The 26,636-nt window shown below is 41.2% G+C and carries 22 protein-coding genes; 15 read left to right on the top strand and 7 right to left on the bottom strand.

Translation table 11 applies throughout. The features are described from left to right. Positions 1 to 23: 23 nt before the first annotated feature. Positions 24 to 3,266, top strand: a complete 3,243-nt coding sequence (locus QUD05_RS18255) for a PAS domain-containing protein (RefSeq protein ID WP_289797314.1) — start codon at positions 24 to 26, stop codon at positions 3,264 to 3,266. Between the two features lie 26 nt (positions 3,267 to 3,292). On the opposite strand, the gene recR is transcribed toward QUD05_RS18255, so the two are convergent. Continuing rightward, entirely contained in the window at positions 3,293 to 3,913 is a 621-nt protein-coding gene (gene recR, locus QUD05_RS18250) for a recombination mediator RecR (protein ID WP_289797313.1), read from the bottom strand. A gap of 7 nt (positions 3,914 to 3,920) precedes the next feature. Between recR and QUD05_RS18245 the strand changes: the two genes are divergently transcribed. From QUD05_RS18245 to QUD05_RS18225, 5 genes are all read left to right on the top strand, one after another. After that, positions 3,921 to 4,145 carry a hypothetical protein gene (locus QUD05_RS18245; RefSeq protein WP_289797312.1) on the top strand — a complete coding sequence of 75 codons (225 nt, stop codon included), beginning with the start codon at positions 3,921 to 3,923 and terminating at the stop codon, positions 4,143 to 4,145. Between the two features lie 16 nt (positions 4,146 to 4,161). Continuing rightward, a protein-coding gene (locus tag QUD05_RS18240; protein ID WP_289794349.1) for an IS1 family transposase occupies positions 4,162 to 4,853 on the top strand; the annotation gives its coding sequence in 2 pieces (ribosomal slippage) (positions 4,162 to 4,486 and positions 4,486 to 4,853; 693 coding nt in all). Positions 4,854 to 5,532: 679 nt separating this feature from the next. Next, entirely contained in the window at positions 5,533 to 7,425 is a 1,893-nt protein-coding gene (locus QUD05_RS18235) for a lipoxygenase family protein (protein ID WP_289797311.1), read from the top strand. 44 nt (positions 7,426 to 7,469) lie between these two features. Then, positions 7,470 to 8,822, top strand: coding sequence for a cytochrome P450 (locus QUD05_RS18230; RefSeq protein ID WP_289797310.1), 1,353 nt, complete (start codon positions 7,470 to 7,472; stop codon positions 8,820 to 8,822). Positions 8,823 to 9,011: 189 nt separating this feature from the next. Then, a complete protein-coding gene (locus QUD05_RS18225) occupies positions 9,012 to 9,587 on the top strand; it encodes a hypothetical protein (RefSeq protein ID WP_289797309.1) in 576 nt (191 codons plus the stop codon). Here QUD05_RS18225 and QUD05_RS18220 read toward each other — a convergent pair. Next, the gene (locus QUD05_RS18220; RefSeq protein WP_289797308.1) at positions 9,546 to 9,773 is read right to left on the bottom strand and encodes a hypothetical protein; all 228 of its coding nucleotides are present in this window, start codon (positions 9,771 to 9,773) and stop codon (positions 9,546 to 9,548) included. The two genes, QUD05_RS18225 and QUD05_RS18220, sit on opposite strands and share 42 nt — an antisense overlap. A gap of 210 nt (positions 9,774 to 9,983) precedes the next feature. Between QUD05_RS18220 and QUD05_RS18215 the strand changes: the two genes are divergently transcribed. Together QUD05_RS18215 and QUD05_RS18210 are read left to right on the top strand one after the other, a co-directional pair. Continuing rightward, the gene (locus QUD05_RS18215; RefSeq protein ID WP_289797307.1) at positions 9,984 to 11,336 is read left to right on the top strand and encodes a serine/threonine-protein kinase; all 1,353 of its coding nucleotides are present in this window, start codon (positions 9,984 to 9,986) and stop codon (positions 11,334 to 11,336) included. Positions 11,337 to 11,539: 203 nt separating this feature from the next. Further along, positions 11,540 to 12,556, top strand: coding sequence for a tRNA-dihydrouridine synthase family protein (locus tag QUD05_RS18210; RefSeq protein ID WP_289797306.1), 1,017 nt, complete (start codon positions 11,540 to 11,542; stop codon positions 12,554 to 12,556). 99 nt (positions 12,557 to 12,655) lie between these two features. On the opposite strand, the gene dpdE is transcribed toward QUD05_RS18210, so the two are convergent. Next, complete coding sequence (dpdE, locus tag QUD05_RS18205) at positions 12,656 to 15,967, bottom strand: protein DpdE (protein WP_289797305.1); 3,312 nt, start codon at positions 15,965 to 15,967, stop codon at positions 12,656 to 12,658. A gap of 540 nt (positions 15,968 to 16,507) precedes the next feature. On the opposite strand from dpdE, the gene QUD05_RS18200 reads away from it, so the two are divergent. The 7 genes from QUD05_RS18200 to QUD05_RS18170 all read left to right on the top strand — a co-directional run bounded on the left by QUD05_RS18200 (position 16,508) and on the right by QUD05_RS18170 (position 21,955). After that, complete coding sequence (locus QUD05_RS18200; protein ID WP_289797304.1) at positions 16,508 to 16,762, top strand: RNA-binding S4 domain-containing protein; 255 nt, start codon at positions 16,508 to 16,510, stop codon at positions 16,760 to 16,762. A gap of 47 nt (positions 16,763 to 16,809) precedes the next feature. After that, positions 16,810 to 17,226: an alternative ribosome rescue aminoacyl-tRNA hydrolase ArfB gene (arfB, locus tag QUD05_RS18195; protein WP_289797303.1), complete on the top strand. Its 417-nt coding sequence runs from the start codon at positions 16,810 to 16,812 to the stop codon at positions 17,224 to 17,226. 49 nt (positions 17,227 to 17,275) lie between these two features. Beyond that, positions 17,276 to 17,452 (top strand): hypothetical protein, encoded by a 177-nt coding sequence (locus QUD05_RS18190; protein ID WP_289797302.1) that lies wholly within the window; start codon positions 17,276 to 17,278, stop codon positions 17,450 to 17,452. 554 nt (positions 17,453 to 18,006) lie between these two features. Then, a complete protein-coding gene (locus tag QUD05_RS18185) occupies positions 18,007 to 18,891 on the top strand; it encodes a lipid kinase (RefSeq protein ID WP_289797301.1) in 885 nt (294 codons plus the stop codon). A 125-nt stretch (positions 18,892 to 19,016) separates the two neighbouring features. Beyond that, positions 19,017 to 19,622 (top strand): exopolysaccharide biosynthesis protein, encoded by a 606-nt coding sequence (locus QUD05_RS18180; RefSeq protein WP_289800001.1) that lies wholly within the window; start codon positions 19,017 to 19,019, stop codon positions 19,620 to 19,622. 630 nt (positions 19,623 to 20,252) lie between these two features. Next, positions 20,253 to 20,810 carry a hypothetical protein gene (locus tag QUD05_RS18175; RefSeq protein WP_289797300.1) on the top strand — a complete coding sequence of 186 codons (558 nt, stop codon included), beginning with the start codon at positions 20,253 to 20,255 and terminating at the stop codon, positions 20,808 to 20,810. Positions 20,811 to 21,178: 368 nt separating this feature from the next. Beyond that, entirely contained in the window at positions 21,179 to 21,955 is a 777-nt protein-coding gene (locus tag QUD05_RS18170; RefSeq protein WP_289797299.1) for an SDR family NAD(P)-dependent oxidoreductase, read from the top strand. 85 nt (positions 21,956 to 22,040) lie between these two features. Here the strand turns inward: QUD05_RS18170 and QUD05_RS18165 are convergent, their stop codons facing one another. The 4 genes from QUD05_RS18165 to QUD05_RS18150 form a co-directional block, all read right to left on the bottom strand. After that, positions 22,041 to 22,820 (bottom strand): photosystem II electron transport protein, Sll1252 family, encoded by a 780-nt coding sequence (locus tag QUD05_RS18165; protein WP_289797298.1) that lies wholly within the window; start codon positions 22,818 to 22,820, stop codon positions 22,041 to 22,043. A gap of 206 nt (positions 22,821 to 23,026) precedes the next feature. Further along, positions 23,027 to 23,536, bottom strand: a complete 510-nt coding sequence (locus QUD05_RS18160) for a hypothetical protein (RefSeq protein WP_289797297.1) — start codon at positions 23,534 to 23,536, stop codon at positions 23,027 to 23,029. Between the two features lie 242 nt (positions 23,537 to 23,778). Then, positions 23,779 to 24,156, bottom strand: coding sequence for a hypothetical protein (locus QUD05_RS18155; protein WP_099099288.1), 378 nt, complete (start codon positions 24,154 to 24,156; stop codon positions 23,779 to 23,781). Positions 24,157 to 24,436: 280 nt separating this feature from the next. Further along, the gene (locus QUD05_RS18150) at positions 24,437 to 26,602 is read right to left on the bottom strand and encodes a TolC family protein (RefSeq protein WP_289797296.1); all 2,166 of its coding nucleotides are present in this window, start codon (positions 26,600 to 26,602) and stop codon (positions 24,437 to 24,439) included. Positions 26,603 to 26,636: the final 34 nt, after the last annotated feature.

The raw sequence follows: 26,636 nt of genomic DNA, 5'->3' as shown, positions 1-26,636 counted from the left end.
TTAAAATTACTTAACTTTTTAGAATGCCAGACGCGGAAAAGTTCCACAACCAGCTGGCTAATCACAAGCTGCTGCATCGGCAAGTTAGTAAAAAGGCAAAATCTTCGCTAGTCGCCAGTCAAGAAGAAGGAATGGTGCTTCAGTTGGCTGATGGCACTATCCAGGCTTGTAATGCTGCTAGCGATCGCATTTTGGGACTGAGCGCAGAACAGCTTGTGGGGCAAAATTTGCTCGATCCCAAGTGGCAATTTATTCATGAAGATGGGTCTCCCTTACTCAATAAAATCCACCCTACGAGTGTTACTCAAAATACAGGTAAGCCTTGCTTAAATGTAGTGTGTGGCTTTTATAAGCCAAATGGTGAGCTAGTCTGGCTGTTGTTGTCCTCCCAACCTCTGTTTCAAACTGAAGGAAGCAATCTGTATGCGATCGTGACAACTTTTTCGGATATTACGGCATCTAAGCACACCCAGTTTGAGGATGACTGTAGTTGTGAACAAAATACTCAACAAGTTGATGCAGATGAATTTCAGACATTGTGGGATAGTCAACGTCTGTTTCAACAAATTGCTGGCACTCTTCCGGGAATACTCTACATTTATGACCTAATTGAGCAGCGAAATGCTTACGTTAATTACGAAATTGCTCAAGGTTGGGGCTACACACCAGCAGAAATCCAGGCAATGGGAAAGGAATTATTTACTCAACTTCTACACCCTGAAGATTTGGCTCGAATCCCTAGCTATTTTGAAAAATTTAATTCTACTCATCAGGGCGAAGTTCTCAGCTTTGAATACCGAATTCTACACGCTAATGGAGAGTGGCGCTGGTTTTGTAGCTATGACACTGTGTACAGCAGAACTGTTGATGGATTGCCGCAATATCTTTTGGGGATCGCTTTTGATATTACAGAGCGACGACACATAGAAATTTCCTTGCGGCAAAGTAATGAAAGGTTTGAGCTAGCAACGGCGGCAGTTAATTGCCTAATCTATGACTGGGAGATTGGCAGAAATACTGTGGAAAGAACTCAAGGTCTAACCCAGGTTTTTGGCTACACCCAACAAGAAACGGAACCTACCTTCCAGTGGTGGCAAGAACGCATCCATCCCGATGACCAACAAAGAATTAACGACCAATTCATGGCTAGTATGGCCAATGGAAACCGTTATCGCATCGAATATCGAGTGCGTCACCAGGATGGCCGCTATTTGTGGGTGGTAGATCAGGGGTTTGCTGTCCGGGATGCAAATGGTCAGGTAGTTAGGGTAGTTGGTGCGAGTACTGATATTACCGAACAGCAAGCTGCTCTATGGGAACGTCAAAAAATTGAAACAAATCTGCGCGAGAGTGAAGAACGGATTCGGTTGGCCACTAATGCCGCTGAAATGGGTATGTGGTTTTGGGATATCACTACTAACGAGGTAATTTGGACAGAGAAATGTTATCAACTGTTTGGAGTGTCCCCAGAAGCCGAAATCAACTTTGAGATTTTTCTCAACTGTGTACATCCTGAAGACCGCCAATACATTCAGGAAGCGATCGCCCGCTCTGTGGAGGAAAATGTTGAGTGTGATATTGAATACCGCATCCCTTGGTCTGATGGTAGTATTCATTGGATTGCTGCTAAAGGTCGCGTCTTTTATGATGCTGAGGGTAAGCCAGTACGAATGATGGGTACTACCCAGGATATTACCCAACGCAAACAGGTAGAAAATGATTTACGCCAGCGCGAAACTCAATTAAGGCGGTTAGTTGATTCCAACATTATTGGCATTATGTTCGCCACTCCTGATTACATTACTGAGGCGAACGAGGCTTTTTTAGAAATGCTGGGTTATACGCGAGAGGAGCTTTTAGCAGGTAAGATATACAGAAAACACATCACCCCACCTGAATATCATGATCTTGATCGGCAGGGACTAGAACAACTTTTAACGGTTGGGATATGTACTCCCTTTGAAAAAGAATACATTCGTAAGGATGGTTCCCGCATTCCCATACTAATTGGTGGTGCTTTGGTGGAGAGAGATCCTGCATCTTGGATCTGTTTTATTCTAGACCTAACCCCCAGGAAGCAATTAGAAAAGGCACTTAGACAACAAGCAGAGGAACTCAAACAGGCAAACCGGAATAAAGATGAATTTCTCGCTATTCTCTCCCACGAATTGCGATCGCCCCTCAATCCGATTTTAGGGTGGTCATCGCTACTCAAAAGCCGCAAATTTGATGAAGTGACTACAAGTCGTGCCTTAGAAACCATCGAAAGAAATGCTCAATTGCAGATTCAATTAATTGATGAGTTGCTAGATGTCTCCCGAATTATTCGCGGTAAGTTGAACCTGACTTTTGCCACTGTTAACTTAGTAGCTGTAATTGATGCTGCATTAGAAACAGTCCGGTTACTTGCCGAAACTAAATCTATCCAGATTCAAGTACAGGTTGACCCCAAGGTTGGTAAAGTGTTAGGCGATTATAATCGCTTACAGCAAGTTGTAGGGAATTTACTCTCAAACGCAGTCAAGTTTACTCCCTCTCGTGGTTCAGTGGAAATCAGTTTATCATTGAGTCGTGAATTAACTTTCCACTCTGCACTAATTCAAGTTAAAGATACAGGTCAAGGTATTTCCCCTGAATTTCTACCCCACGTATTTGAATATTTTCGTCAAGCCGATAGCAGCACAACCAGGACATTCGGCGGACTGGGACTGGGATTAGCAATAGTTCGTCACTTAGTAGAGTTGCATGGTGGGACTGTAAAAGCAGCTAGCCCAGGAATTGGACAGGGAGCAGTTTTTACTGTCAGACTGCCCGTGATGAAGGAGAGTGACGGTGCAGAGAAAGCAGGAGGAGCAGGGGAGAAATTTAACTCTTCAGTTCTGCGTGGACTACGGGTATTAATTGTCGATGATGATGTTGACACACGGGAGTTTCTGCACTTCTTGCTACAACAGAATGGGGCGTTGATAACTGCCGCAGCATCGGTAAAAGAGGCGCTTAAATTTATTGCACAGGCTGTACCTAATTTATTAATCAGTGATTTAGGAATGCCAGAAATAGATGGCTATAGCTTGATTAAGATGCTTAGAGCTATGCCCAAAGAGGAGGGCGGGGAAATTCCGGCGATCGCTCTTACCGCCTATGCTGGAGAAAGCGATCGCGATCGGGTTTTAGCGGCTGGTTTTCAGAAACACATTGCCAAACCAGTACAACCAACTGAATTACTCACCTCAATTGCAGATTTACTAGGGCAAAATCATGGCTAAAACTTAACCAGCAAAATCAACAAAATTTAATCTAACTCTCGGCGTCCTTCCAACGCCCTCGCCAAAGTCACTTCATCTGCGTACTCCAAATCGCCACCTACAGGTAAACCAAAAGCAATCCGCGTCACCTTGGTAAATGGTTTCAATAGCTGACCGATATACAGGGTTGTTGTCTCCCCTTCTACACTCGGACTAATTGCGAGAATTACTTCTTGAGGTTTTTGCTGACTCACTCGGCGCTGTAAAGCTAGTATATTCAACTGATCTGGGCCAATTCCATCAATTGGCGAAATCACCCCGCCCAAAACGTGATACTTACCTTTGTATTCGCGGGTTTTTTCTAATGCAATCACATCACGAGGATCTGCAACAACACAGATAGTGTTATTGTCACGGTTGGCATTGCGGCAAATTTCACAAACAGGTTCAGCAGATAAGTGAAAGCAAACAGAACACAAGCCTATCTGTTTTTTTGCCTCAACTAAAGCTTGCGCCAAAGCTTCTACTTCTGCTTCTGGTCGCTTCAAAATATGCAAAGCCAGTCGTTGGGCACTTTTGGGATCAACTCCCGGTAGGCGTTGCAATTGTTCAATTAACCGTGCTAAAGGGCGTGCGTAAACCGTTGTCTTGTCTCCAGAATGTTTCACTTTAACTATGATGACATTTTTTGAGTACTTCCATCAGGCGCAACACTTCCAACTTGCGATCGCTCAATTCTGGACTTTGCAGCAACTCTACCAGTTTTGTGCCCTTTACTATGAACTGCCCAAATCGCTTTCATCCTTAGTTTTCAAACACGCCCTAGCTAAAACTTATCCTAACCACTCAGGATTTTTGGCTGTACTATCAAATTGGTGGCGTTGCATAATGGCGGTATGAATTGAGGTAAAACTGGATGGAATGTCCGCGTTGTGGGTCGTCTCATATCCGTAAGAACGGAAATAAAAGAGGTAAACAGAATCACATTTGCTGTAATTGCGATCGCCAATTTATTGATCGGTACGAACCACCTCAAGGATACAGTGATGAAGTGAAACGGGAATGCCTGAAAATGTACGTTAATGGTATGGGATTTCGTGGCATTGAACGGGTCAAAGGTGTGCATCACACGACATTGATTACTTGGGTAAAACTTGTAGGAGAACTGCTACCTGATGTTTATGATCCAGAGACAATTCCAGAAGTTGGCGAACTCGATGAACTAGAAACGTTCGTCGGCTCAAAAAAAACAAAGTTTGGCTTTGGACAGCAGTGAACCACTTCACACAAGGTATTTTAGCGTGGGTTTTGGGCGACCATAGCGCCGAAACTTTTCGACCGTTATGGGATATTGTAGGTACTTGGCAGTGCTATTTCTATGTCACGGATGGATGGTTGGTCTATCCAGGCTTTATTCCAGAGGGCGACCAGATTGTGAGCAAGACTTACATGACACGAGTTGAGGGGGAAAACACCCGGTTGCGCCACTATCTCGCTCGATTGCATCGAAAAACGCTATGTTATTCCAAATCAGCACAAATGCTGAAATACTCGATTCGATTGCTACTTCACTATCTCAAGTTTTGGGATGTTCCAGTTTCAGTATGATTCATACCGCCATTATGCAACGCCAAATTGGTGGAGTTGCATATTTGCGGGATGATTTTACTATTTTTGTGGGATGGGCAACATGAGCGTCCTTTGTATTTCCGGGCGGGCAGGATGCCCACCCCACAAGAATCATCCCTTAATTCAGCAACGCCAGATTTTTGATAGAGGAAGGTAATAGAAAAATATTCCATCGCTGCGTAAGCAGAGGAAGCATTGGAGACATCGGCCGCAGAGGAAGAATCCCGGATTTCTCACCACACCTCTTAAAGCCTGCGCAAGTGCCGGGGAGAAGTAATGAGTAAGAAGTTTTTACTCATTACTCATTACTTGTCCTTTGCTCCATCAAACGCCTTGAACTTGTGAGAAATGCGGGGAATCTGATAGTCGCATTCCTAATATTGTTTCAGTGCTTCAAATGTCAACTCAAATACAATACCTGAGTCCGAAAGTTTTCTTTGAGAATTGTTTCTAAATCGTGGCAAATACTATTTGTATTGCTAAATATTAGTTGCAAGATTTATAAATATTTTGTGCGTGGTTCAAGAGTTGATAAAATCCAGAAAATTCCTTTAGAAAAATCGTAATTTTAAACTTGATTGCGATAATACGTTTAGGTAAATCAAACCTGTTTATCCTAAACTATTAAAGTTCCCCGTACTAAACATGAGTAGAGTCAATGACTGCTTCATCACCAGAAAATTCAATTAGCTCATCAAGTACTCATACTTTAGATATAGCTAGGCAAGAGTATCAATATAACTACATCCATATTCCATCTATTGCGATGCTAGATCGGCTTTCTATTGCCGAAGAGTTCGCTACTAACTGGTATTTTTTATTAGCCCAGCAGTTACGAGTTGTGTTTATCAATACCTTGATTGTCAACAGAGGTAATCAAGGTTCTAAATCGATTCGTGACGATGTTGAAAGGTTTATTTTAGAAGCCTTGCTCAAGGGAGCAGTACCAGTAAAAATCACTATTCTGGCAAGAATCCTGCAAATTATCCCTCAGTTTTTGCTCAATGGCATCTCTAAGGATGTTAGAGAACTCGACGATCTTTTTTATTCTATTTTGAAAGAAAACGGACTTGTGATTCTCAGAGATGCTCTAAATAGGATAATTAACCTTCTATATGAAGGACAGCCGACAGGACATGCAACCAGTCTCAAGGACTACGAAAATTTGTTTCAAGTGATTGGTGTGCCACCAATCGCAACAACTTACCAAGAAGATGAAGTATTTGCCTACATGCGAGTGGCTGGCTACAATCCCGTCACGATCGCGCGAGTAACGACTCCAGGCGATCGCTTCCCAGTCACAGACGAACATTACCAAGGAGTAATGGGAACTGACGATTCATTAGCAGCAGCCGGACTTGAAGGCAGACTCTACTTAGCTGACTATAAAATTTTAGATGGTGCGGTCAACGGTACATTCCCACACGAGCAAAAATATCTCTATGCTCCCCTAGCACTGTTTGCCTTACCCAAAGGCTCAGACCCCACCCGTTTATTGCGTCCGATAGCCATTCAATGCGGTCAAACCCCAGGCCCAGATTATCCAATTGTTACCCCTAACTCCGGTAAATACTCTTGGCTTTTTGCCAAAACAATAGTCCAAATAGCAGATGCCAACTACCACGAAGCTGTTACTCATCTAGCAAGAACTCACTTGTTAATTGGTGTTTTTGCGATCGCCACCGCTCGACAACTACCACTCACCCATCCTCTAAGAATTCTCCTACACCCGCATTTTGACAGCACTTTAGCAATTAACGATGCCGCCCAACGTATTCTCATTGCTCCAGGCGGTGGTGTCGATAGATTACTCTCATCATCAATCGATAACTCTCGCGTTTTAGCAGTGCTAGGCTTGCAAAGCTATGGTTTTAACAGCGCTATCTTACCTAAGCAATTTCAACAGCGCGGTGTAGACGATCCCAACCTCTTGCCCGTTTATCCTTACCGAGATGATGCACTATTAGTCTGGGATGCCATTCATCAATGGGTTTCAGACTACCTGAGCCTTTACTACACCACCGATGAAGACATTCAAAAAGACAGAGCATTGCAAGCGTGGGCAGCCGAAATCCCAGCTTACGATGGTGGTCGCATCCCCGATTTTGGCGAAGATGGGGGCATCAAAACGCGCAATTACTTAATTGATGCCACTACGCTGATTATTTTCACTGCCAGCGCCCAACACGCTGCGGTTAACTTTCCGCAAAAAGATTTTATGGGCTACGCCGCAGCCATACCATTGGCAGGTTATTTACCAGCCTCAACTCTCAAAAGAGAAGTTACTGAGCAAGACTACCTTAATTTGCTCCCTCCCTTAGATCAGGCGCAACGGCAATACAACCTACTCAGCTTATTGGGATCTGTGTACTACAACAAGCTGGGTGATTATCAGCAAGGATACTTTACAGACCAAAAAGTAAAACCATTGTTACAAGCATTCCAAAGTAATCTTCAGCAGGTAGAAGATACCATCAAGCAACGTAATTTGCACCGTCCACCCTATGAATATCTACTTCCTTCTAAAATTCCTCAGAGCATCAATATCTGAATTAGAAACCAATGACAAATGACCAATGACTCAAAATAAATACTATGACACTTAAAGATAAAGTCCTCAAAGGTCACGATCGCCAGGTTTGGCTTGCACCTATACTAGCTAAAGTAGGTTACGACACTGCGCTCGGCAAGTTTCTCCGCTTGATTTTTTATTACATGGATGCGTCAATCATGCTCAACGCATGGCGAGACTTTCTCTACATCCGTAAAGATAATATTGGAGATAAGTATTTTGCAGTAGACCAAGCAATTATGCATTCCTCTCACTCGCAGGTGAGAGAATTAATGCAAACCCAACCACAACTCCGAGGAAATGATTTAGGCATTATCAGAATATTAGCTCCTAGCTACCTGTTAGATAATCCTCTGAGCTTAGGAACAAACGGTAACGAACATACAGGACTACGTACTGTAATCTTACAAGCCTTACCAGAACCGTCTGAAAAAATAGATTTTTTGGGGAATCTAGTTGAGCAAAGCTTGTTAGAAGCTGCTAAACAAGGCAAATTACACATTGGCAACGATTTGCCAAAGATCATGCTGTCGAGTTTGCATCAACTGGTTTTTCAAATATCTTTATCTGAGGAAGAAATCACAGCATCCGATAGTTACATTAAAGGTTTGGCTCTTGCATCCTTGCCTAATTTTATCAGCAAGTATCTGCTGGCAATATTAACAGCGCCAAAAATTCGGCATCGTCAATATTTAATTAAGCGATATAAACAATCAGCTAAATGGGCATCTTACTTTGAAACAGGCGCTCAGTATCAGTTGAACGAACACCAAATCGCTAATACCCTTTTCGATATGATTCATATCGCTGAGTACTGCTTAGGCACAAGTGCGCTTTTAGGATCAGTTATTGGGGTTCTTTGCTTAGATAATACTCTCAGAAATAATGTAGTGTCAGAGGTTAATGCAGTCTGGAATGGCAAGAAAACTTTAGACTCAGACGCTCTAGAAAAGTTAACACTTCTCAATCAAGTGATTTTAGAAACGGCTCGTCTCTATCCACCTGTGCGATTTGTTAGCCAACTCACTACTGAAGCGGGTGAAGTTGAGATTGGAGAACAAAAATGTCCATTTCAAAAAGGTACTCGCTTGCTTGGCTCTATTCTTACAGCTAATCGGGATGCCAATAGATACCAAAATCCAGATGATTTTGACCTCACACGAAATTTTTCAGATATCTTATCTTGGAACGGCGAAGGGCATGAGCGAGCCTGTCCTGGTACATCCTTATCAATTGGCTTTATCAAAATTTTCTGTTTACATCTGTTCCACAACTATCAATGGGACTCAATTACAGAAGTCAAGTGGGATTTTGAAAAAGTGACTGCCGTTACTCCTAATAATTTAGTACTACAAGGTTTTGCTCAAAGACTGTGAGTCAGGAAATTCCAGTAGGGGCGCACAGATGCGCCCCTACTTATCGTGCTCAATTAGGAGTTGGTAATTATTCTGGTTTTTTGAGTTGATCTACTCTTTTTCTAGTGCAATATTACTCATCTTTTCTCTGATTCGATTCGTTACAAATTTAGGTATTCTTTTAGCTGAAAGGAAGTAATTACAAATTATATGGCTGAATTAATTGAAAAAAAGCAACTTAATAATATTGCAACCTGGATGATTCCAATCAAAGAAACAAACTTGCCATCTGTCCTTAAAGGTGTATTTTTTATGGATGGCAATCCACTGCCAGATACTTGTATTACTATGTACAATTTAGAATGGGATATAGAGAATAGAACTTTGCTTTTACCGATCTTTGCCCCATTACAGTGGACTTTTCATGACTCGATTGCTGGCTGGATATTACTACGTTCAATTCAATGGTTAAAAGTAAGTTACAAAATTCAGTTTGAAGATGAAACTTTGCAACAAGCTCAAATCACACCTATTCTGCTAGGAATACCAATTTCAAAATCGATTGTTAGTTTCACAATGTCCCAAGACAAAAATTCTCTCAATGGAGATATTTGGCACAGAAAGAACGTTTGGTTGGGCGGACTTTCTCGTGCTGGTGAATATACTCTCCGTAGAGTTGTTGATAAAGATGGTTGTTATACTCCTGCTTTTAACGATATGCTTACCAGGGTACAAAATGAATGTTTAGTAATTGCAGATTACAGATGTTCTTCTCAACATTGTTAATACTAATTGACCATCTTTACGGGCTACAACGCTTGGCATTTGAGAGATAGTCATCATCACAGCCTCTGGCTCAAGATGACCTAACAACATACCACCATGTTCTGCGTCATTGGCTTGGGCCAACTTAACGATTCCAGTAACATCATTGAGGCTGGCACGGTCAATCACTACATCATTGAGACACATACCTAGTTAATATAAATAGGAGAAAGACTTGGAGCAAAAGAATTTTCGGCGTTGCTGAATTAAGGGATGATTCTTGTGGGGTGGGCATCCTGCCCGCCCGGAAATATAAGGGACGCTCATGTTGCCCATCCCACAAAAATCGTTGTCTTTTCTACTAGTAAGAATGCCCTTCTCATGGGAATACTTTATATATAGTAATTGCAATATAGTATGAGCTACTGTACCAATATTGATTGCCTACGTCCACAAAATTCTGACAGTTCTCGTTTTTGCAATAGTTGTGGTCAGGAATTATTACTCAAACAGCGATATCGTCCACTCGCCATCATTGGACGCGGTGGCTTTGGGAGAACGTTTTTAGCTATTGATGAACATCTTCCAGATCAACCCAAATGTGCAATCAAACAACTATGTTTTCAACAGGAAAATACTGAGATTTGGCATAAGGCAGTCAATTTATTTCATCAAGAAGCCCTTCGTCTCAATGAACTAGAACACTCTCAAATACCCAAATTACTAGCGCACTTTGAACAAAATCAAAAGTTTTATATTGTTGAGGAATTAGTAGATGGACAAACACTCGCCCAGGAATTACAAAAACAAGGCGTTTTTCAAGAACCGCAAATTTGGGAGATATTAAAAAGTTTATTGCTCACATTGCAATTTATCCATTCCCGACAAGTAATCCACCGAGATATTAAACCGGAAAATATTATGCGCCGTTCAAGTCGAGGAGACCTGGTTTTAATCGATTTCGGAGTTGCCAAATTCGCCAATAACATGAAGCAGCTTCGTACAGGCACTATAGTAGGTAGCCCAGAATATATCGCTCCCGAACAAATGCGAGGAAAGGCATTACCAGCCAGCGATCTTTACAGCTTAGGTGTAACATGTATTTACTTACTCACCAATGTTTCTCCCTTTGATTTGTTCGATATTGCTAGCGATCGCTGGATATGGCAAGAACATTTACCAGCATTCAATACTGTTAGCGTTCACCTTTGTGAAATCTTAGATAAACTTTTACAAAATGCCGTTTCACAACGCTTCCAATCTGCAACAGAAGTTTTACAGATACTGGAGCAACAACCAAAAAAATTGCTAAATATTTCTAATTATCGTACAGTAAATACTATTGATTGTACGCATTTGCGTGATTTATTAGCAAAGGGAAAATGGGAATTAGCAGATAAAGAAACTTGGGAACTAATATGTCAAGCACTAGCAAAGCCTAGAGGTAGCTATATATTTAGTAGCGATTTTGAGAAACTTCCCTGTCAAGATTTGCAAACCATTGACCTTTTATGGGTGAATTACAGTCATAAACGCTTTGGTTTTAGCATACAGACACTTATTTACAAAAACGTGAATGGCGACTATGTAATTTTTTGTAATCAAGTTGGTTGGCATATATACAATTCTAGTTATGCAAATTCAAAATTCAATTTTAGTCTCAAAGCACCAATCGGTCATTTACCCTCACGTATTTGGATTGGTGGTTCTCAACCGTGGCGCTACCCCGATGCTTTAGCTGTCAAATTAGCAGCTTGTGGTATTAATTAGTTTTGATAATAAGATTACTAATAAACTCCTAGTTTGTAGTGAGTGATTCATCGCTCAAAGCAACGATAATTAGGACTAAAGTCCTCTCTATGAGACGCTATACGTAGCTTGCTTCCCCGAAGGGGTACACTACAAACTTTAATTGATTTACGTCTAGCTATTTATAACTTAACAGTGAGCTTTGTCGATCGCTCTTCGTCTTTATGCCCCAGGTATCGCTCCCCCAATCGTTCTATCCACACCTACCTCTCACCGCTCTTGCGCCCATGCAGGATGTGACAAACCTCTGGTTTATGAAGGTGATTGCTCACTATGGCAGCCCTGACTACTTTTTCACCGAATATTTCCGCGTCAATGATACCTCACGGCTCAATCGTGGCATTCTAGCAGCCATCACCGAAAACGACACAGGTCGTCCCGTTTTTGCGCAAATGATTGGCGAAAGTATTCCAGATTTAGTCAGAACAGCAAAGGAACTTTGCAACTATAATATCGCTGGAGTTGACTTGAACATGGGCTGTCCAGCACCTAGAATCTATCGCAAAAATGTTGGGGGTGGATTGCTGCTCTTACCAGAAAAAGTGGATCGGATTTTGGGAGAATTACGGCAAGCAGTTAGCGATCGCCCTTTAACCGTCAAGATGCGCGTAGGCTTTGAAAATACAGATAATTTTGACAAAATTCTAGATATAATCAATCGCCACAGGATTGATTTGCTCTCTTTGCATGGTCGCACCGTCAAAGATATGTACCACGGGGCAGTGAAATATGATTTAATCGCTGAAGCAGTTAGACGAGTCGATTGTCCAGTGCTGGCCAATGGCAATATCAACTCGGCGACAACTGCTGTTGAAGTGCTTTCTCAAACGGGCGCGGCGGGTGTGATGGTGGGACGTTGGGCGATCGGGAATCCTTGGATTTTTAATCAAATTCGGCAAGCTTTGCGAAAAGAACTGATCGCGCCCGTTCCTTTAGCGGAGGTACGCAACTATATCGATCGTTTATGGCAAACCCCCACAGCAACAACTATGCCAGAGCGATCGCGCATAGGCTACCTAAAAATGTTCCTCAACTACATTGCCCTGAGTGTTGACACTGAAGGTGATTTTTTACGGTTGATGCGACATACTTCTACTGAGGCAGAATTGTTTAACCTCTGCGATCGCGTTCTCCTTACCGATCTGACAAAAACTTTAGCCCTAGTACCTTCCTTAAAATAATTCGTAATTTCAGAACAAAAATATCCCCAACTTCTTGAAAAAGTCGGGGATATCAAGCTCTCAATTAGGATTACCAAAGCTATTTAATCACACACAATATCACTCAAATTGCACAAGCGATCGCCCCGATACCACAATAAAACCCACAGAGTCAAGCCTTAGAAGCGGCTGGCGAATTCCCTCTAGAATGGCTGCATTTAAAGCAGTTTCTATCTTCAATTCTTCAGCTAATGCATTATCCCAACTTTGCTGGTTTAAACGTAGTCGTAATTGTTCTACTCTATTGGCTAATTTCTTTTCGGCGACCTTAGCACAACTTTGACATAAGTCAATAAAATCGGGACGATTTGAAAGTAATTCCGCAGAAGCGTTACGCACTTCATAGCAAAAATTTTGCCATTTACTAGGGTCAACAAAATCGTCAATAATTCCTAAGCGCTCTTTTGCTAGATTGTAATCTCGTCCTTGATTATTGTTTTTATCTTTATATGGACGTTGTAAAATACTTAAGAGCGCTTTATCCTCAACAGCACAGATTGGCTGCTTGCGACCATCAACATAGATAGTTTCTATAATTGGTGGAAATAGAGCATCAACACGTCGCTGCAAGTTTTTGAATTGAGAATTATCTAGTTTGTTATCTAGTAAAACTTGTTTGGCAGTTCTTAAATTTGCCTCGACTACATAATTGCATTGAAAACCGAACCACTCCTTCCCTTCTTTCGCGTCCCAAGATGCATCAGTGCGCCAGAGAGCAAAGGCTTCACCTCGGTCATCCCAGTTGATATAGTTCGAGAGTGCTTCGACAAATCCTTCCCCAACTCGAAAGAGTTTAACACCAGGATTTTGGTTTGCTACTCTGCGATTATAAGTACCAAATTGGTCTAGGGAACTCTCAGCAAAACGGTTTTGTAAATCATTTATCGGCACCAATGTCCGCGTTGTTGGTTGATAACGTCGCATCTCTGATGAATCGGGGTTATTCAGTCCTCTGAATCCCAGCGCGTCGCAAATCCAGCCTTCAATTGCTCGTTTCATTTCTAGATGACGAGCATCGTAATTATCTAGCTCTTGAAAATACTCGGTAGCAATTTCATCGTTGGCATCAATTTCATCTAGAGCATTTTGTTCGCTAATTTTCGCTATTTCCGCTTCAATTTGCTCTTGAATTGGTGCAACCATCTCTAACAATCCAGCTGCACCTGATTGAAACAAAACTGTTTCTAATTCTGCAAGTTTCTCATCAACATAAAACTGGAGACTGGCAATTGATTGTTGGAAAATACCAAACCCATCTTTTAATACTTTATACCAAGCATTGTGAGGGCTATCTTCCAAATAGGGGCCAATCAAGGCACTAGATTGGATGCCAATTTTGCTGCCAATGCGGTCAAGTCTACCAATTCTCTGCTCTAATTGATTAGGCGACCAAGGAAGGTCAAAATGAATTAACCAATCGGCAAACTGGAGGTTACGTCCTTCTTCTCCAGAGCGATCGCATACTAAAATAAAGCAGTTTGGGTTATTCTTGAATCGATTTAAGCCTTCCTCAACTTTGTCTGGTGATTCTCCGAATTGATGGCTAGCCACTGTCTCTGCACCAAAGGTATCAGATAAATACCGGACAATTTCACCACAAGTTTGCACAAAACTGGTAAATACAACAAATTTGGGCAGAATATCGCCAGCAATTGGTCTTTTAATTCTCTGCTGTATCCTGGTGATGAATTCCTTTTGATTTTTCCGAACGTTTGCGGGAATTTTGAAATAAGTACCTAGCTGATTTAGCAGCACTGTTTTCAAATTTTCCGTCCGTTGTCCGTCCTCTTGAGGTTGACGAATAATTTTTAGTAAGGATTGGAGAATCTCTTCTTCCCCTGAGAATTTGGGGGTTGTAGTTAATAGGCGAACATCATTTTCTTTAAATTCTTGGATGAGTTTAGCATGAGGTTTCGCAGTTAAACGCGCCGTAATTACCTGCTCTAAAATGCCTAACCAAGTACCAGCAGCGAGAAATAACAGCAGAAAAACTCGCTGATATTGCTTTTCAGCAGGAGCAACACTCCGCCATTGATTGAGGAGTTCGTGAATATCAAGCGATCGCTCGTCTAAATCATACTCTTCTTTCGGCGTAAAGTTGCGGTCAAATATCACATCTTCTACCGCAGCGCGACGGTTGCGAAGCATTCGCCGATGTAGTCGATAAATATCGCTGATGTGGACGCGAATCGCTTGGACGATTTGCTCTTGCTCGGTAGAATTTGCTTGTAAACAATTTTCTAAATCATCCGCCAACTTCAGTAAATACTTATCTTCAGCCAAAAGGTTTCGCAATTGCTGCAAGTTGCTTTTGAGAACCTCTGGTTCTGCACCTTCTTTAAAAGAAAGCAGAAGTTTACCAATTTGCTGACGGCTTTCAACTTTGGTGCGGAAACCTGCTAGATCGCCAATTTTATAGGTTGTTGGGTCGAGTAAGTGCAACATGGCCAGAAAATCCTGCTCGTGATTGAGAACCGGAGTGGCAGATAATAAAAGTAAGCGATCGCTTTTATGAGCAAGTTCTTTGCAAGTCTGAAAACGCTGACGCACTGTTGCATCCTTAGAGGTTGCCATTGCGGCGATGTGATGAGCTTCATCTAAAATTAAGCAGCCTATCCTTGCTTTCAGGTTGATTTTATGAATATCTTCAACCGCCAGCACCGCTACCCGTTTGCCAAAATGGGAGATGTAAAACTTGTTTTCTAACTCAGTCCGCCATTGTTTGAGCAAGTATTGCGGAACTATCACCACTGCACCTTTTTTCGGTTCATCGAGAAGGAATTGACGCAGAATCGCACCCGCTTCGATGGTTTTTCCGAGTCCCACCTCATCTGCTAACAAGTAGCGTTGAATTGGGTCTTCCAGTACCCGCCTGACTACTTCAACTTGGTGAGGATAAAGATTAATATTTGCCGAAATCAGTCCCGTCATCCCGCGACTCACAGCGCGTTGCTGAATCAAGGATTTCACGAAAGCCAGTCTTTTGTCGTGGAAATAAGGCGTTTCGTGACCCTTCATCGCTAGAGTTTGGATGGGGTCTGTATTTGGTAGATTACAACGAACGTAAATATCTTCAACAGATGCGATCGCAGTTTTCTTATCTGGCAAATCAATTTGATACATTTCTGTATCATCATCCCAGATAAAAACTCTGCCAACTATCCATTTATCCTGAGTTGGGAACTTGATATAGCATCTAGCTTGGGGTTCCAGCTTGACTTCAGAGAGCGAACTTAAAGGTAAAGTTTTTTGGAGACGTTGGCCTATAGAGCAGAAATACTCAACAATCGCATTGGTATCAGATATTTCCGTAACTTTTCCGATACCCAAAGAGTTATTCTGGGACTGTACCAATAAACCAAGCTTAATCATAGATCCAGTCCCCTGAACACACTAAAAGAACCTTCCAGACTAGTTTTTAGCCCACATCTGGCAGTTTTGTCGATCAACATTATAGATAATAACTGGTATTACAGTTTTTGTTAGAGCGATATCTAAGACGGGCTATGACGCTTTCTACGAGACGCACTCACGTTCGCGGACTCGCTAACGCTTTTCTACGAGACGCACTCGTGTTCATTATCGGCGTCACTCCATCACAGCCAGTTAATAAAATTAGCAATTTTCAGGTAAATGCATCACACAGTAGAGGTACAGCATTGCTGTCCTTGTACAACATATACAGTTCAATTAAATGAAAACTGCTGTAAATTCACATTTCTCAGTAAAGTTTTGCGTAAAAGCGTGACTTTGTTAAATGTTTGCCAACACAATGCTATTGCAGGATATTGCCAAATTAAATTTGCTACGAATTAATGAAATACTGTACTTAGCTGATTTTGTGGTGTAACAGATTTACGCTTTAGCTTGAGAAGGTCACGATACAATTAGAATTATGTACATTTATTGACTATGAAGAAAATTAGAGACAACACAATTAAGCTAAATCAATTTTTAAAGTTGATGGGTATAGTGCCAACTGGAGGTCAAGCCAAGCTGATGATTCAAGGTGGTGATGTCCAAGTAAACGGGATGCTAGAAACTCGACGAGGACGGCGACTAGTACCGGGCGATAAAGTGACAATTCAAGGACAAACTTTAGAGGTGAATTTGAACAACAACGAAGACCCAGATGTAATGATAGATTTAGCCGAGCAAACCGAGTAAAGAAAGTTTATCCCAAAGTTACAAGTTTCTTTTTTTATTTGTGAGTAATGCTGCAAATTTCCAATAATGTTATTATTCCACAGACTGAAATTGAAATTACTGCGATTCGCTCCCAAGGAGCAGGAGGTCAAAATGTAAATAAGGTTTCTACCGCGATCCACTTGCGCTTCGATATTGCGGCTTCATCATTACCCGATTATTATAAACAACAGCTTTTAAAGCTCAACGATCGACGCATTAACCAAGAAGGCGTAGTTGTAATTAAAGCCCAGGAACACCGAAGCCAAGAGAACAATCGCGAGTCAGCCTTGAAACGACTTCAAGAACTAATTCAAAGCGCAGTTGTCGTGACAATCAAACGCAAACCTACTAAACCAACTCGCAGTTCTCAAAGAAAACGCCTTGACCACAAAAGTAAGCGCGCACAGATAAAATCTAACAGAAGACAGGTGACAGATTGTTAATTCATCGATTATTTGTAGAGAATACACATATTATTCAAGAGGAAAAAAGATGAATAAGACATTACTAAAGATTTTAATATTTGCGCTTTTAATCTTGTTTATCATCTCTCCCTTTGCGGCCCTTGCGGGTTTAATGCTTGTAGTGTTAGTTGCAGCATTTTTCTTTTTACTAGGGGACGTGTTTCAAGCAATTATTGGTCGCAACACCAACCCGAAAAAGTCATAAAAGCAAAATTCCAAATGAAGATAGGGATTTCCCATCGTTAAGCAACCAACTAGCGCTGTATTAGATTCAACACAGAAACGCTATAAACAGCGTTCGTTTTTTAAGTAAATGACGTACACAGGTAGGGGCACAATAATCTGTACCTCACCTTGGCATAGCCTCTGTCTGCGACACGCTGCGCGTTCGCGTAAGCGTCCCGCAGGGAACGCAGACAAGTTGCAATCTGCTGTAAATGTATCTATTTTAATGAAAAATATCTCTTATGTTTGGCATAATAATATTTGAACAACTCGCTATTTTATAAATAAAAATACCTAAAATTTATTTATCTGAGGAGTAATAATTATATTTGTTGAAGATAAACACACTGAAGCCTAGTAGAGGTAAACTAAAGAAAAAGAAAAATTAAAAATTAGTAGTCACAATATAATAAGTGTTATGAAAATGAATTTTTGATAATTTTCATCAAAGCATAAACACTTTCTTATAGTCAACATCAAGCAGAATACATAGATGCGGATAATTGGACATATCAACAACAAAAGGTACCACCCATGAGTTCCCGCGCACTGCTGTTAGTAAATCGTCATGCTCGTCAAGGGCAAAAGGGTCTATCGGAAGCGATTCAAAGTCTGAAAACATTTGGCTTTGATTTAATTGAGGAGTCTACAGAAGATCCCAAACATCTTGCTGAAGTTATACTTCGCCATAAGCATCAAGTTGACTTGGTAATTATTGGTGGAGGAGATGGTACTCTCAATGCTGGTGTAGATGCTTTAATTGAGACTCAGTTACCTTTGGGAATCTTGCCTCTGGGAACTGCCAACGATCTAGCGAGAACTTTGGGAATCCCTAATTCCCTCAATGAAGCTTGCAAAATTATTGCAGATGGACATTTACACCGCATCGACTTGGGTTGTGTGAATGGCAAGCACTTTTTTAACGTTGCCAGTATGGGATTGAGTGTAAAAATTACCCAACGACTTACCAAAGAAGTTAAGCGCCGCTGGGGAGTATTTGCCTATGCTGCCACTGCATTGCAAGTGATTTTGGAAGCCAGACCTTTTACAGCAGAGATTGCAATCAACGGTGAATTAGTTCGCGTCAAAACAGTGCAAATTGCTGTCGGTAATGGCCGTTATTACGGTGGTGGTATGGCAGTGGCTGACGATGCCACAATAGACGATCAAAGGCTAGACCTTTATAGCTTGGAGATTGAACACTGGTGGCAGGTTATATTATTACTACCCGCAATGCGACGAGGGCGACATATACATTGGCAGAGTGTACGCTCCCTTCAAGGTCAAGAAATAGAGGTACATACTCGCAAACCTCGCCCTATCAATACAGATGGTGAAATTACTACCTACACACCTGCTCATTTTCGGGTTATACCTAAAGCTATAGCTGTTTTTGTACCCCCAGAAAGCAGGAGTTAGGGGTTATTCAATTTTAGATTTTAGATTTTCCTTCAATTCAAAATCTAAAATTGGCAGAGTTTAGAAGTTATTCTCCCTCATCTACCCTCTACTACAAAGTGGGAACTCGCATCAACTCACGCCAAATGCATCTGAGATTTTCTCAAGATATAAAATCCCTGTTGCAACGCCTAGCTGAACAACCGCTGACTCTAGGCGATATTCTGACAGAAACCTCAGAACGGGGCTTCAGTCTGGTAATTACATTATTAGTTTTGCCTTTTTTACTTCCTATGCCACCGGGATTAACTGGTCCATTTGGTGGTGCTTGTTTACTGTTGTCAGTGCAAATGCTTTTAGGAAGGCGATCGCCTTGGCTACCAAAAAGAATCGCTAACTACAAATTTCCTCGTTCCTTCGCCCAGTTACTTTTGCAAAATTTGGGACGGCTTACCAAAGTTTTTCAGAAAATCGCCCGTCCCCGATTAGCAAAAATAGCTCATAATCCTTTAATTTGGCGAATTAATGGGTTTTGTATCTCTTTATTAACAGTATTACTAATATTACCAATCCCGTTTACAAATCCTATCCCGACTATCGGTATTTTACTTTTGACTGTTGCCACCATAGAATCTGATGGTTTGCTAATTTGCATCAGCTACGGCATTACTGCCCTAATTACCTTGTTGTTTGGATTTATTGGTTATGCAGTGTGGTTAGCTCCCAGTTTGCTGCCATCGATATTGAAATAATAAAAGCCTCCAGCTTTTGGCTGAAGGCTGTAAATTCTTAGGGTGCATCTACCATTTATTAATCCATTTTATTTATTGCTATATCCGGGAAAATTAGACTTCTTAGCAAATTTATTTTCTTTCATAAAAAAATCAACAATAAAAAAGCCTTCAACTAAAAGCTGAAGGCTGTAATTTAATTAAGGTGCATCTACCATTTATTAATCCGTTTTATTTATTGCCATATCCGGGCAAATTAGATTTTTAAGCAAATTTATTTTCTTGCAGAATAAAAAAGTATCAACAATAAAAAAGCCCTCAACTAAAAGCTGAAGGCTGTGATTTAATTAAGGTGCATCTACTATTTATATATCCGCTTTAGTTGTTGCTATATCAGGAAGAATTGAAAAAAAATGTATGGCTGTGGAATTGATTTTGTTAGCTACAACGGTAGTACTAGTCTCAACGAGGATCGCCTACGGTATTTGACTAGGTAATCATTGACCAACTTCACATTAATTTTACAATTAGCCCTATTTTGCTCTGAATACACAAAGTTTCTGTTAATATCTCTGATTGGATATCCGCAATAGTACGAATTTAGTTTATTAGTTGGGTATATGACTATGAAAGTTAGACGTACCCAACTTGATGAAGCGATCGCAATTTCTATTAGCCCTTGCTAGTCTTAGTATTGTCGGGGGAAGCTTTTTTCTAAGAACAAATTTTAGCAGTACTAACGAGCCTAAAATTATAACTGATACATCACGCTACAAAGAAATTCGTAATCAACTATGGTCTGAAAATGACCAAGTAAAACATTTTCCTAATGAGATTCCCCCTGATGCTAAAGATGTTCGTATTGCTTACTCTCCCAAAGTTTTGCAAGGAAGTAGTTTTTTTCAAATTAGGTTAAAAGAACCACCAAAGAAGATAGAAAAATTACTTTCGCAATATAGAAATAGTGCCAAGCACAAATATATAGGTGGTGACACAAACGACCACATAAACCAACCTAACGGTGTGCCGACAACTTTCTTCTATACTAGTGATTCTCCTACAGAATCTTTTCCAGCTACTTATGAAATACTGGTATTAAATACAGATGACAAAGGTAGACCTGGCTTTAAGTGGAATCATGGAGATAGCTATGGCGTTGCTATTAATAGTTCTACCTCAGAAATTATCTATTGGTCTGAAAAATGGTAATTAGCAATTCAAAATGAATTTGAATTGCCATGAGAAAAATCATTATTTTTGACATAGGACTTCAAAAAAAATATCTGGATAAGCGGCAATTATACTTTCAGAGAAAACCACAAGAAGAATCAGTCAATGGGAAGGCTGAATTTAGCAAAAATTTCCACAAGCTATTTTTTGAGATTGAGATAGCGGTAAATCTGTGTTTCAATTTTTGCAATAGGTTCCATTGTGAAATTATGAGTACAAAAAACTAACCTTCATTTCAGTACTAAGTAATGCTTTTACCCTTTTTGGTATATCACTTTGGGTAGTTAAAACTTATAGCCAACATCGCTAAAATTTATAAGTGCTTAAAAACTATCTAAATATGTATAATGCCAACTGCTTTAATTACTGGTGCTTCTAGTGGTATTGGTAAAGCCTTTGCTCAAGAACTAGCTGCACGCAAGACAAATCTTGTACTCGTTGCTCGTTCTGAAGAAAAACTGAGCCAATTAGCTAAACAACTACAAGAACAACACAACATTCAAGTAGACGTTATAGTTAAAGACCTCACAGAACCTAATGCAGCAGCTAGTGTATTTGATGCCACAAAATCAAAAGAATTAACTATTGACTTATTAATCAACAATGCTGGTTTTGGTTACTATGGCGACTTTGCTGAAGGGGATGGAGAAAAACAAGTCAAAATCGTACAATTAAATATTTTAGCATTGGTAGATTTAACTCATAAGTTTTTACCCTTGATGCGGCAACGTCGTTCTGGAAGTATTATTAACGTATCCTCGATTACCGCATTTCAACCAATACCATATCTTTCGGTTTATGCTGCAAGTAAAGCTTTTATTCTCAGCTTTAGTGAAGCATTATGGGCAGAAAATTATCAGTATGGTGTCCGTATTTTAGTCACTTGTCCAGAGCCAATAGAAACAAACTTTTTTGCAGAAGCTAATTTTCCTCCAGCGCTGGCAGGTAGTACAGATAAAGTTTATTCTTCCGAAAAAGTGGTTTGGGAATCTTTAGAGGCTTTAGAAAAAGGCTATCCAACTGTTATTAGCTCTGATACTACCACTCAAATTAGAAGCAAATTATCTCGGCTTGTACCGCGCAAACTTCTACTGAATATGTTAGCGAAACGCTTTAAAGCCTAAGTATTAAGTATATATTTAGGAGTTAGGAGTTAGGAGTTAGAAGTTAAATAAACTGATGTATTTAAAACTCCTCACTCCTAACTTATTACATATATCTTGTTAATTGAACTCGGTAACGCTCTTTTTTGGTAACGGCGATTTCGCCAACTTCTAAACGCCCTTTAGAACGAATGGCAATTAAGTCGCCTGATTTGACTTGAGAACTAGCTTGGGTAACTTCCTTCCAATTGACGCGGACATCACCAGCATCGATGAAATCAACCATTTTGCTGCGGGACATACCAAAACCAGCAGATGCGATCGCATCTAATCTTAAAGAAGCCTCTACAGTAGTTAATTCTTTTTTCTTCGGTTCCCGAACCTTTAATTCAGTTAGCTCAATCTGCTGAGTTTTCACAGGAACCGATCGCACCTGTTTCAGGCTCATTGACAAAAATTCCACCAACTCTGGAGCAACAATCGCCTGTGCCCCCCGTTCTCCCAAGACAATCACATCTCCCGTCTTTTCACGAACAATTCCTGTCCCTAACATTGCGCCTAAAAAGTCGCGGTGAGAGGCGGTATCAAACAGGAAATTACCAGCAATTTCTACAGCTACAAGGCTGACTTGAGATTGATCTAACGGAAGTTCCGAACGAGCGATCGCTATTCTTTGGCGTTCAGCTTGCGGATATCCACCCCACGCGACTAATTGCACTTCTGTTAATCGGTTAAACACCCGTTGAATTTCTGCCAATTCTGGGGGGGATAGAAAATCTGTCAAAATTACTTCCCAAGTTTTGATCGCTTGCTCCGCTTGATCGATTGCACGAGCGACACTATCTCGATTTTCAACACCTTTTAAAAGTTCTTCTCGTGGCAACATTCTTAAAAATTATGAGTTATGAATTGAGAATTAATCTGCTATAACTATCCTGATTCTAGCTTTAATTCCCATTTCTACAGTTCCCGTCCAGATTGGGTTAGCCTTTCTACTTGAGATTTGTTGGCGATCGCAGCGGCTTACGCCATCTCCCAAGAACAGGAAAGTAACTCAAGCCGCTGTGTCGTGATGTGTAAACTATGATTTATTCAATACACAGTATTTGTGTCGGCATAACCTTGGATATTTTCTGGATCGAACTGACGTAATATTTTGGTTGCTTGGCGAGTCAGAGTTTCAGAACCTTCAACGGCAACTAAATATTTACCTGCATCTAAGCGGTTGCGATAAGGTAAAGCATCACCACCACCGATGAGTAAACCGACTCCGCCACCGACAACCACACCACCCATCGCACCACTAGCAGCACCCAGCAGTCCGCCAACAATGTGATTGCCAACTTCACCCGCCCAGGCAAAAGTATCTAAACCAGTAATCAGGCTGAATGTAAAACCTGCAAAAAAGCCAAATGGTATCAGCCAGGTTGCCATCTGTTTTGCTTGCTTTTTAGCTTGATCTTTGGGGTCAATTAAGCCAAACTCGTCAGCCGTTTTATACCCCCTCCCCAAAATAGTGCTGTTAATGCCTTCTTTTTCTAAAGCTAAGTAAGCAGCTTCGGCTTGAATGCGGTCTGGTAATACGGCAACAAGGTAATTCATTGATTTTACAATTTGTCTAATAGAAGTTTTGCCTTAATTAACAGCGTATCAGTCCTGGTTGAATCATCTTGCATTGGGTAGGAGTTAAAAGTTAGGAGTTAGGAGTTAGGAGTTAGGAGTTAAGAGTCTTACTCCCCAACGCTAGCAGGGAAGGGGCTGGGGGTTAGGTCTGTAACTCAACTGCAAACCGCGTAGGCGTAGCCCGCCGCAGGCATCGCACAAGTTAAATGTACATGGGCTGATCATTTTAGCAAATCTAATGGCTCACAAAAATTGTTTACGCCTTGCTTGAGGACATATAGCAAAACTGGCGTTGCCAAAATTTTAGGAAATGTTGGCGTTGTTTTTAGATGTTCCATCATCTTCTGAAGAGAAGTATTAAGCAAATCTTCTCGATATTCTTGTTCGCAAATCACCACACGCCATTTTCTAGCTAAGGCATCTAACCACTCAGAATTTGCTCTTTCTGGTTGTTGTCCTGCTCGGATAGCTAGCGTCATTGCTGCATCTTCCAAATCTCCATCACAGTCTTCAATTAAATCCAGCGCTTCCATATCGCTAGGATCGTCTGCCAATTGAGAGCGAAACTGTGCAATTTCTTGAGATGTTACTTTAGTCATTAGTCTTTGACAAGGCAAGCGATGCCTACGGCGGTAAACTACGAACACTCAGTTATGTTAGTCCAAATTTGACTATATCGCTTCTCTGTTAAGTCCAATACAGACCTCACAAAAACAACTCCTTACTGCCTTTGAGACTAAAAAGCCTCATCTTTCCAGTAAATACACTGAATAAATGAGGCTTTTCGATAGCTTTTTATCAGAAACTCTACTAGATTGTGTAATGCTCTGATAAACACAGCAGCAGTCAAAAGTAGTGATTCCGTTGAGTTTCAGCTAATTAGCGGAATGCTCTGAGAGTAACAGACCGTTGTAACTGAGCTAAAGCGCGGTTGTAATCCAAAATTGCTGTGACTCGATTACCTTCAGCTTGGGTGAGGTCATTTTCAGAGTTAATGACATCAGTTTGAGTACCTACACCAGCTTGGAATCGCAAACGCGCTAAACGTAGAGCTTCCCTGGCTTGTTCTAAAGCGGTGTTAGCGGTTTGAACATTCTCCAAACTAGATTGCTGGGTAGAATAGGCTTGTTCTACCTGAAAGCGAATTTGGTTGCGCTGTTCAGCAAATTGAGTTTCGGCGATCGCAATATTGGTTTTGGACTGAGCTGCTCTTGCTCTTGCGGCTCCCCCATCAAACAAATTTAGGGTTGCCCTAACTCCGAATGAATAACCATCAGTAACGCTGACATTATCATCGAACTGGTCTAGCAGGTCATAGCTAGCGACCAAACTAACTTGAGGGCCCAGTTCTGCAAGAGCTTGTTTGCGCTGTTGCTCGTTAATATTACGTTGTGCTAACTGCTGTTGCAATTCTGGACGATTTTGATAAGCCAACACAATACTTTGTTCTAGGGTTGGGTTCCAAAGACCAGCTAATTGTACAGGGTCAGCGGCACTGATATTTATTCCTTGCGGCAGACTTATCCGAGTTGCTAATTGACGACGGGAAATTGACTGCTGGGATCTAGCATTAGTTAAATTTTGTTGGGCATTTGCTAAATTCACCTGCGATCGCAACACATCGAACCGCGTACCAACCCCAGCTCGCTCTAAAGCTTCTGCATCACGTAAACTAGCTTCCGAGTTCTGCACAGCCGATTGGGCAATCCGTACTTGTTCATCTGCTTGTTGCAAATTGTAGTAGTCTGTGGCAACATTTAGACGGATTGTCTCAGACTGAGTTTCTACAGCCAACTCGTTGAAACGTACTTGTTCTTCAGCCGCTTTGATGCTAGATTGCACTCTCCCAGAAGTGTAGATATTATACGACAGTTGTGCTTGACCAGAAAAAGATGTACTGGGTTGATCTTGGTTAGACAGTAAGCCATTTCGCCCGTTTACTTCATCCTGAAGCTGACTGCTAGCAGACTGACTACGAGTCAGATCCGTGCTAACTCCCAGAGTGGGCAATAAAGCAGCTTGCGCCTCGCGTAGAGCCGCTTTATTGCGTTCTAGCTCCAATAAGGACACCTGTAGATCGTGATTGTTACGCCGTGCTAACTCCAGAGCTTGTGCCAAAGTAATTGGTTGATTTTCCTGAAGTCTCACTTCCTCCGCTTTGGTGGGAAATTGCAGCGGATTTGAGTTAGGAATCAGGTTCTCTGGAATTTGCACTGGCCCTGACGTTACTGGAGTTACCGTTGTTGGCACAGTGGCAGGTTGCACCGAACCCCCTGGTGCAGGAGTTACAGTTTCTGGCGTAGTGATTGGCGTCGAATCTGCTGGAATCGTGGTATTACTCTGAGCCAAGCGGCCACCAATAGCGTTTTGTCGTAAGCAGGTGCTTGAGGTTAGTAGCAGAGCCAAGGAGTCGGTTTTACTTTTGCTCAACTCCTGCGGACACCTCTGCGCTGACAACAGTTTTGCTGCTCCTGCACCTGTAGCTGAAGTTTGTAAAAATGTTTGCAACGGAGTAACAGTATTTATCTTTTGAACCACTGGCTGCTGTGCAGAAGACAGGGACAAAATTTCTTTTTGGACAGAAAGGGGTTTTGAAGTGTAGTTGGGAACTAATATCTTCTTTAATTTCTGCCCATAAGCGCTTGAATTACTCTGTTTTTGGTTCTTTTGAGCTTGGGAAGGATTAGAGGTAGCTGTCAAACTGAAAAATCTACCTTTATCTTTCTTAAGTAGTTGTTTTATTGGTACAACAGTATTTTCAGTCGTAAATACTGGAATACTGTTATTACTTAAAGGTTTCACACTAAGTTTAGTAAAACCCAAAGCAGGTACTAGGGTTGGAACACTAACATTTGCACTGTTAGGCAGTTGCCTATTTATGGTGTCTACAACCAAGTCTTGACCATAAGTAGAAGTCAAAACACTAGGAGAAGACGCCAGTTGTACCCCAGTTAGTTTCGCAGTACCAGCCCAAGCAGGCTGAGTTGTTAAAACTGCTGCCGTTACACCAGGTAAGAAGCTATAAAATAATTGCTGTCCTTTCACCGCATCCCTCACACGAAAATCAATCTAGCGGCAG

This window comes from Nostoc sp. GT001 (assembly GCF_030382115.1).
Classification (GTDB): domain Bacteria; phylum Cyanobacteriota; class Cyanobacteriia; order Cyanobacteriales; family Nostocaceae; genus Nostoc.
The sequence above is the reverse complement of the archived record's forward strand: the minus strand, read 5'-3'. Positions and strand labels throughout refer to the sequence as shown.

Bases quoted from the DNA above. Each gene is read 5' to 3' on its own strand.
- QUD05_RS18255 (WP_289797314.1), top strand. From the start codon at position 24: ATGCCAGACGCGGAAAAGTTCCACAACCAGCTGGCTAATCACAAGCTG.
- QUD05_RS18245 (WP_289797312.1), top strand. From the start codon at position 3,921: ATGATGACATTTTTTGAGTACTTCCATCAGGCGCAACACTTCCAACTT.
- QUD05_RS18235 (WP_289797311.1), top strand. From the start codon at position 5,533: ATGACTGCTTCATCACCAGAAAATTCAATTAGCTCATCAAGTACTCAT.
- QUD05_RS18230 (WP_289797310.1), top strand. From the start codon at position 7,470: ATGACACTTAAAGATAAAGTCCTCAAAGGTCACGATCGCCAGGTTTGG.
- QUD05_RS18225 (WP_289797309.1), top strand. From the start codon at position 9,012: ATGGCTGAATTAATTGAAAAAAAGCAACTTAATAATATTGCAACCTGG.
- QUD05_RS18220 (WP_289797308.1), bottom strand. From the start codon at position 9,773: ATGTGTCTCAATGATGTAGTGATTGACCGTGCCAGCCTCAATGATGTT.
- QUD05_RS18215 (WP_289797307.1), top strand. From the start codon at position 9,984: ATGAGCTACTGTACCAATATTGATTGCCTACGTCCACAAAATTCTGAC.
- QUD05_RS18210 (WP_289797306.1), top strand. From the start codon at position 11,540: ATGCCCCAGGTATCGCTCCCCCAATCGTTCTATCCACACCTACCTCTC.
- dpdE (WP_289797305.1), bottom strand. From the start codon at position 15,967: ATGATTAAGCTTGGTTTATTGGTACAGTCCCAGAATAACTCTTTGGGT.
- QUD05_RS18200 (WP_289797304.1), top strand. From the start codon at position 16,508: ATGAAGAAAATTAGAGACAACACAATTAAGCTAAATCAATTTTTAAAG.
- arfB (WP_289797303.1), top strand. From the start codon at position 16,810: ATGCTGCAAATTTCCAATAATGTTATTATTCCACAGACTGAAATTGAA.
- QUD05_RS18190 (WP_289797302.1), top strand. From the start codon at position 17,276: ATGAATAAGACATTACTAAAGATTTTAATATTTGCGCTTTTAATCTTG.
- QUD05_RS18185 (WP_289797301.1), top strand. From the start codon at position 18,007: ATGAGTTCCCGCGCACTGCTGTTAGTAAATCGTCATGCTCGTCAAGGG.
- QUD05_RS18180 (WP_289800001.1), top strand. From the start codon at position 19,017: ATGCATCTGAGATTTTCTCAAGATATAAAATCCCTGTTGCAACGCCTA.
- QUD05_RS18175 (WP_289797300.1), top strand. From the start codon at position 20,253: ATGAAGCGATCGCAATTTCTATTAGCCCTTGCTAGTCTTAGTATTGTC.
- QUD05_RS18170 (WP_289797299.1), top strand. From the start codon at position 21,179: ATGCCAACTGCTTTAATTACTGGTGCTTCTAGTGGTATTGGTAAAGCC.
- QUD05_RS18165 (WP_289797298.1), bottom strand. From the start codon at position 22,820: ATGTTGCCACGAGAAGAACTTTTAAAAGGTGTTGAAAATCGAGATAGT.
- QUD05_RS18160 (WP_289797297.1), bottom strand. From the start codon at position 23,536: ATGAATTACCTTGTTGCCGTATTACCAGACCGCATTCAAGCCGAAGCT.
- QUD05_RS18155 (WP_099099288.1), bottom strand. From the start codon at position 24,156: ATGACTAAAGTAACATCTCAAGAAATTGCACAGTTTCGCTCTCAATTG.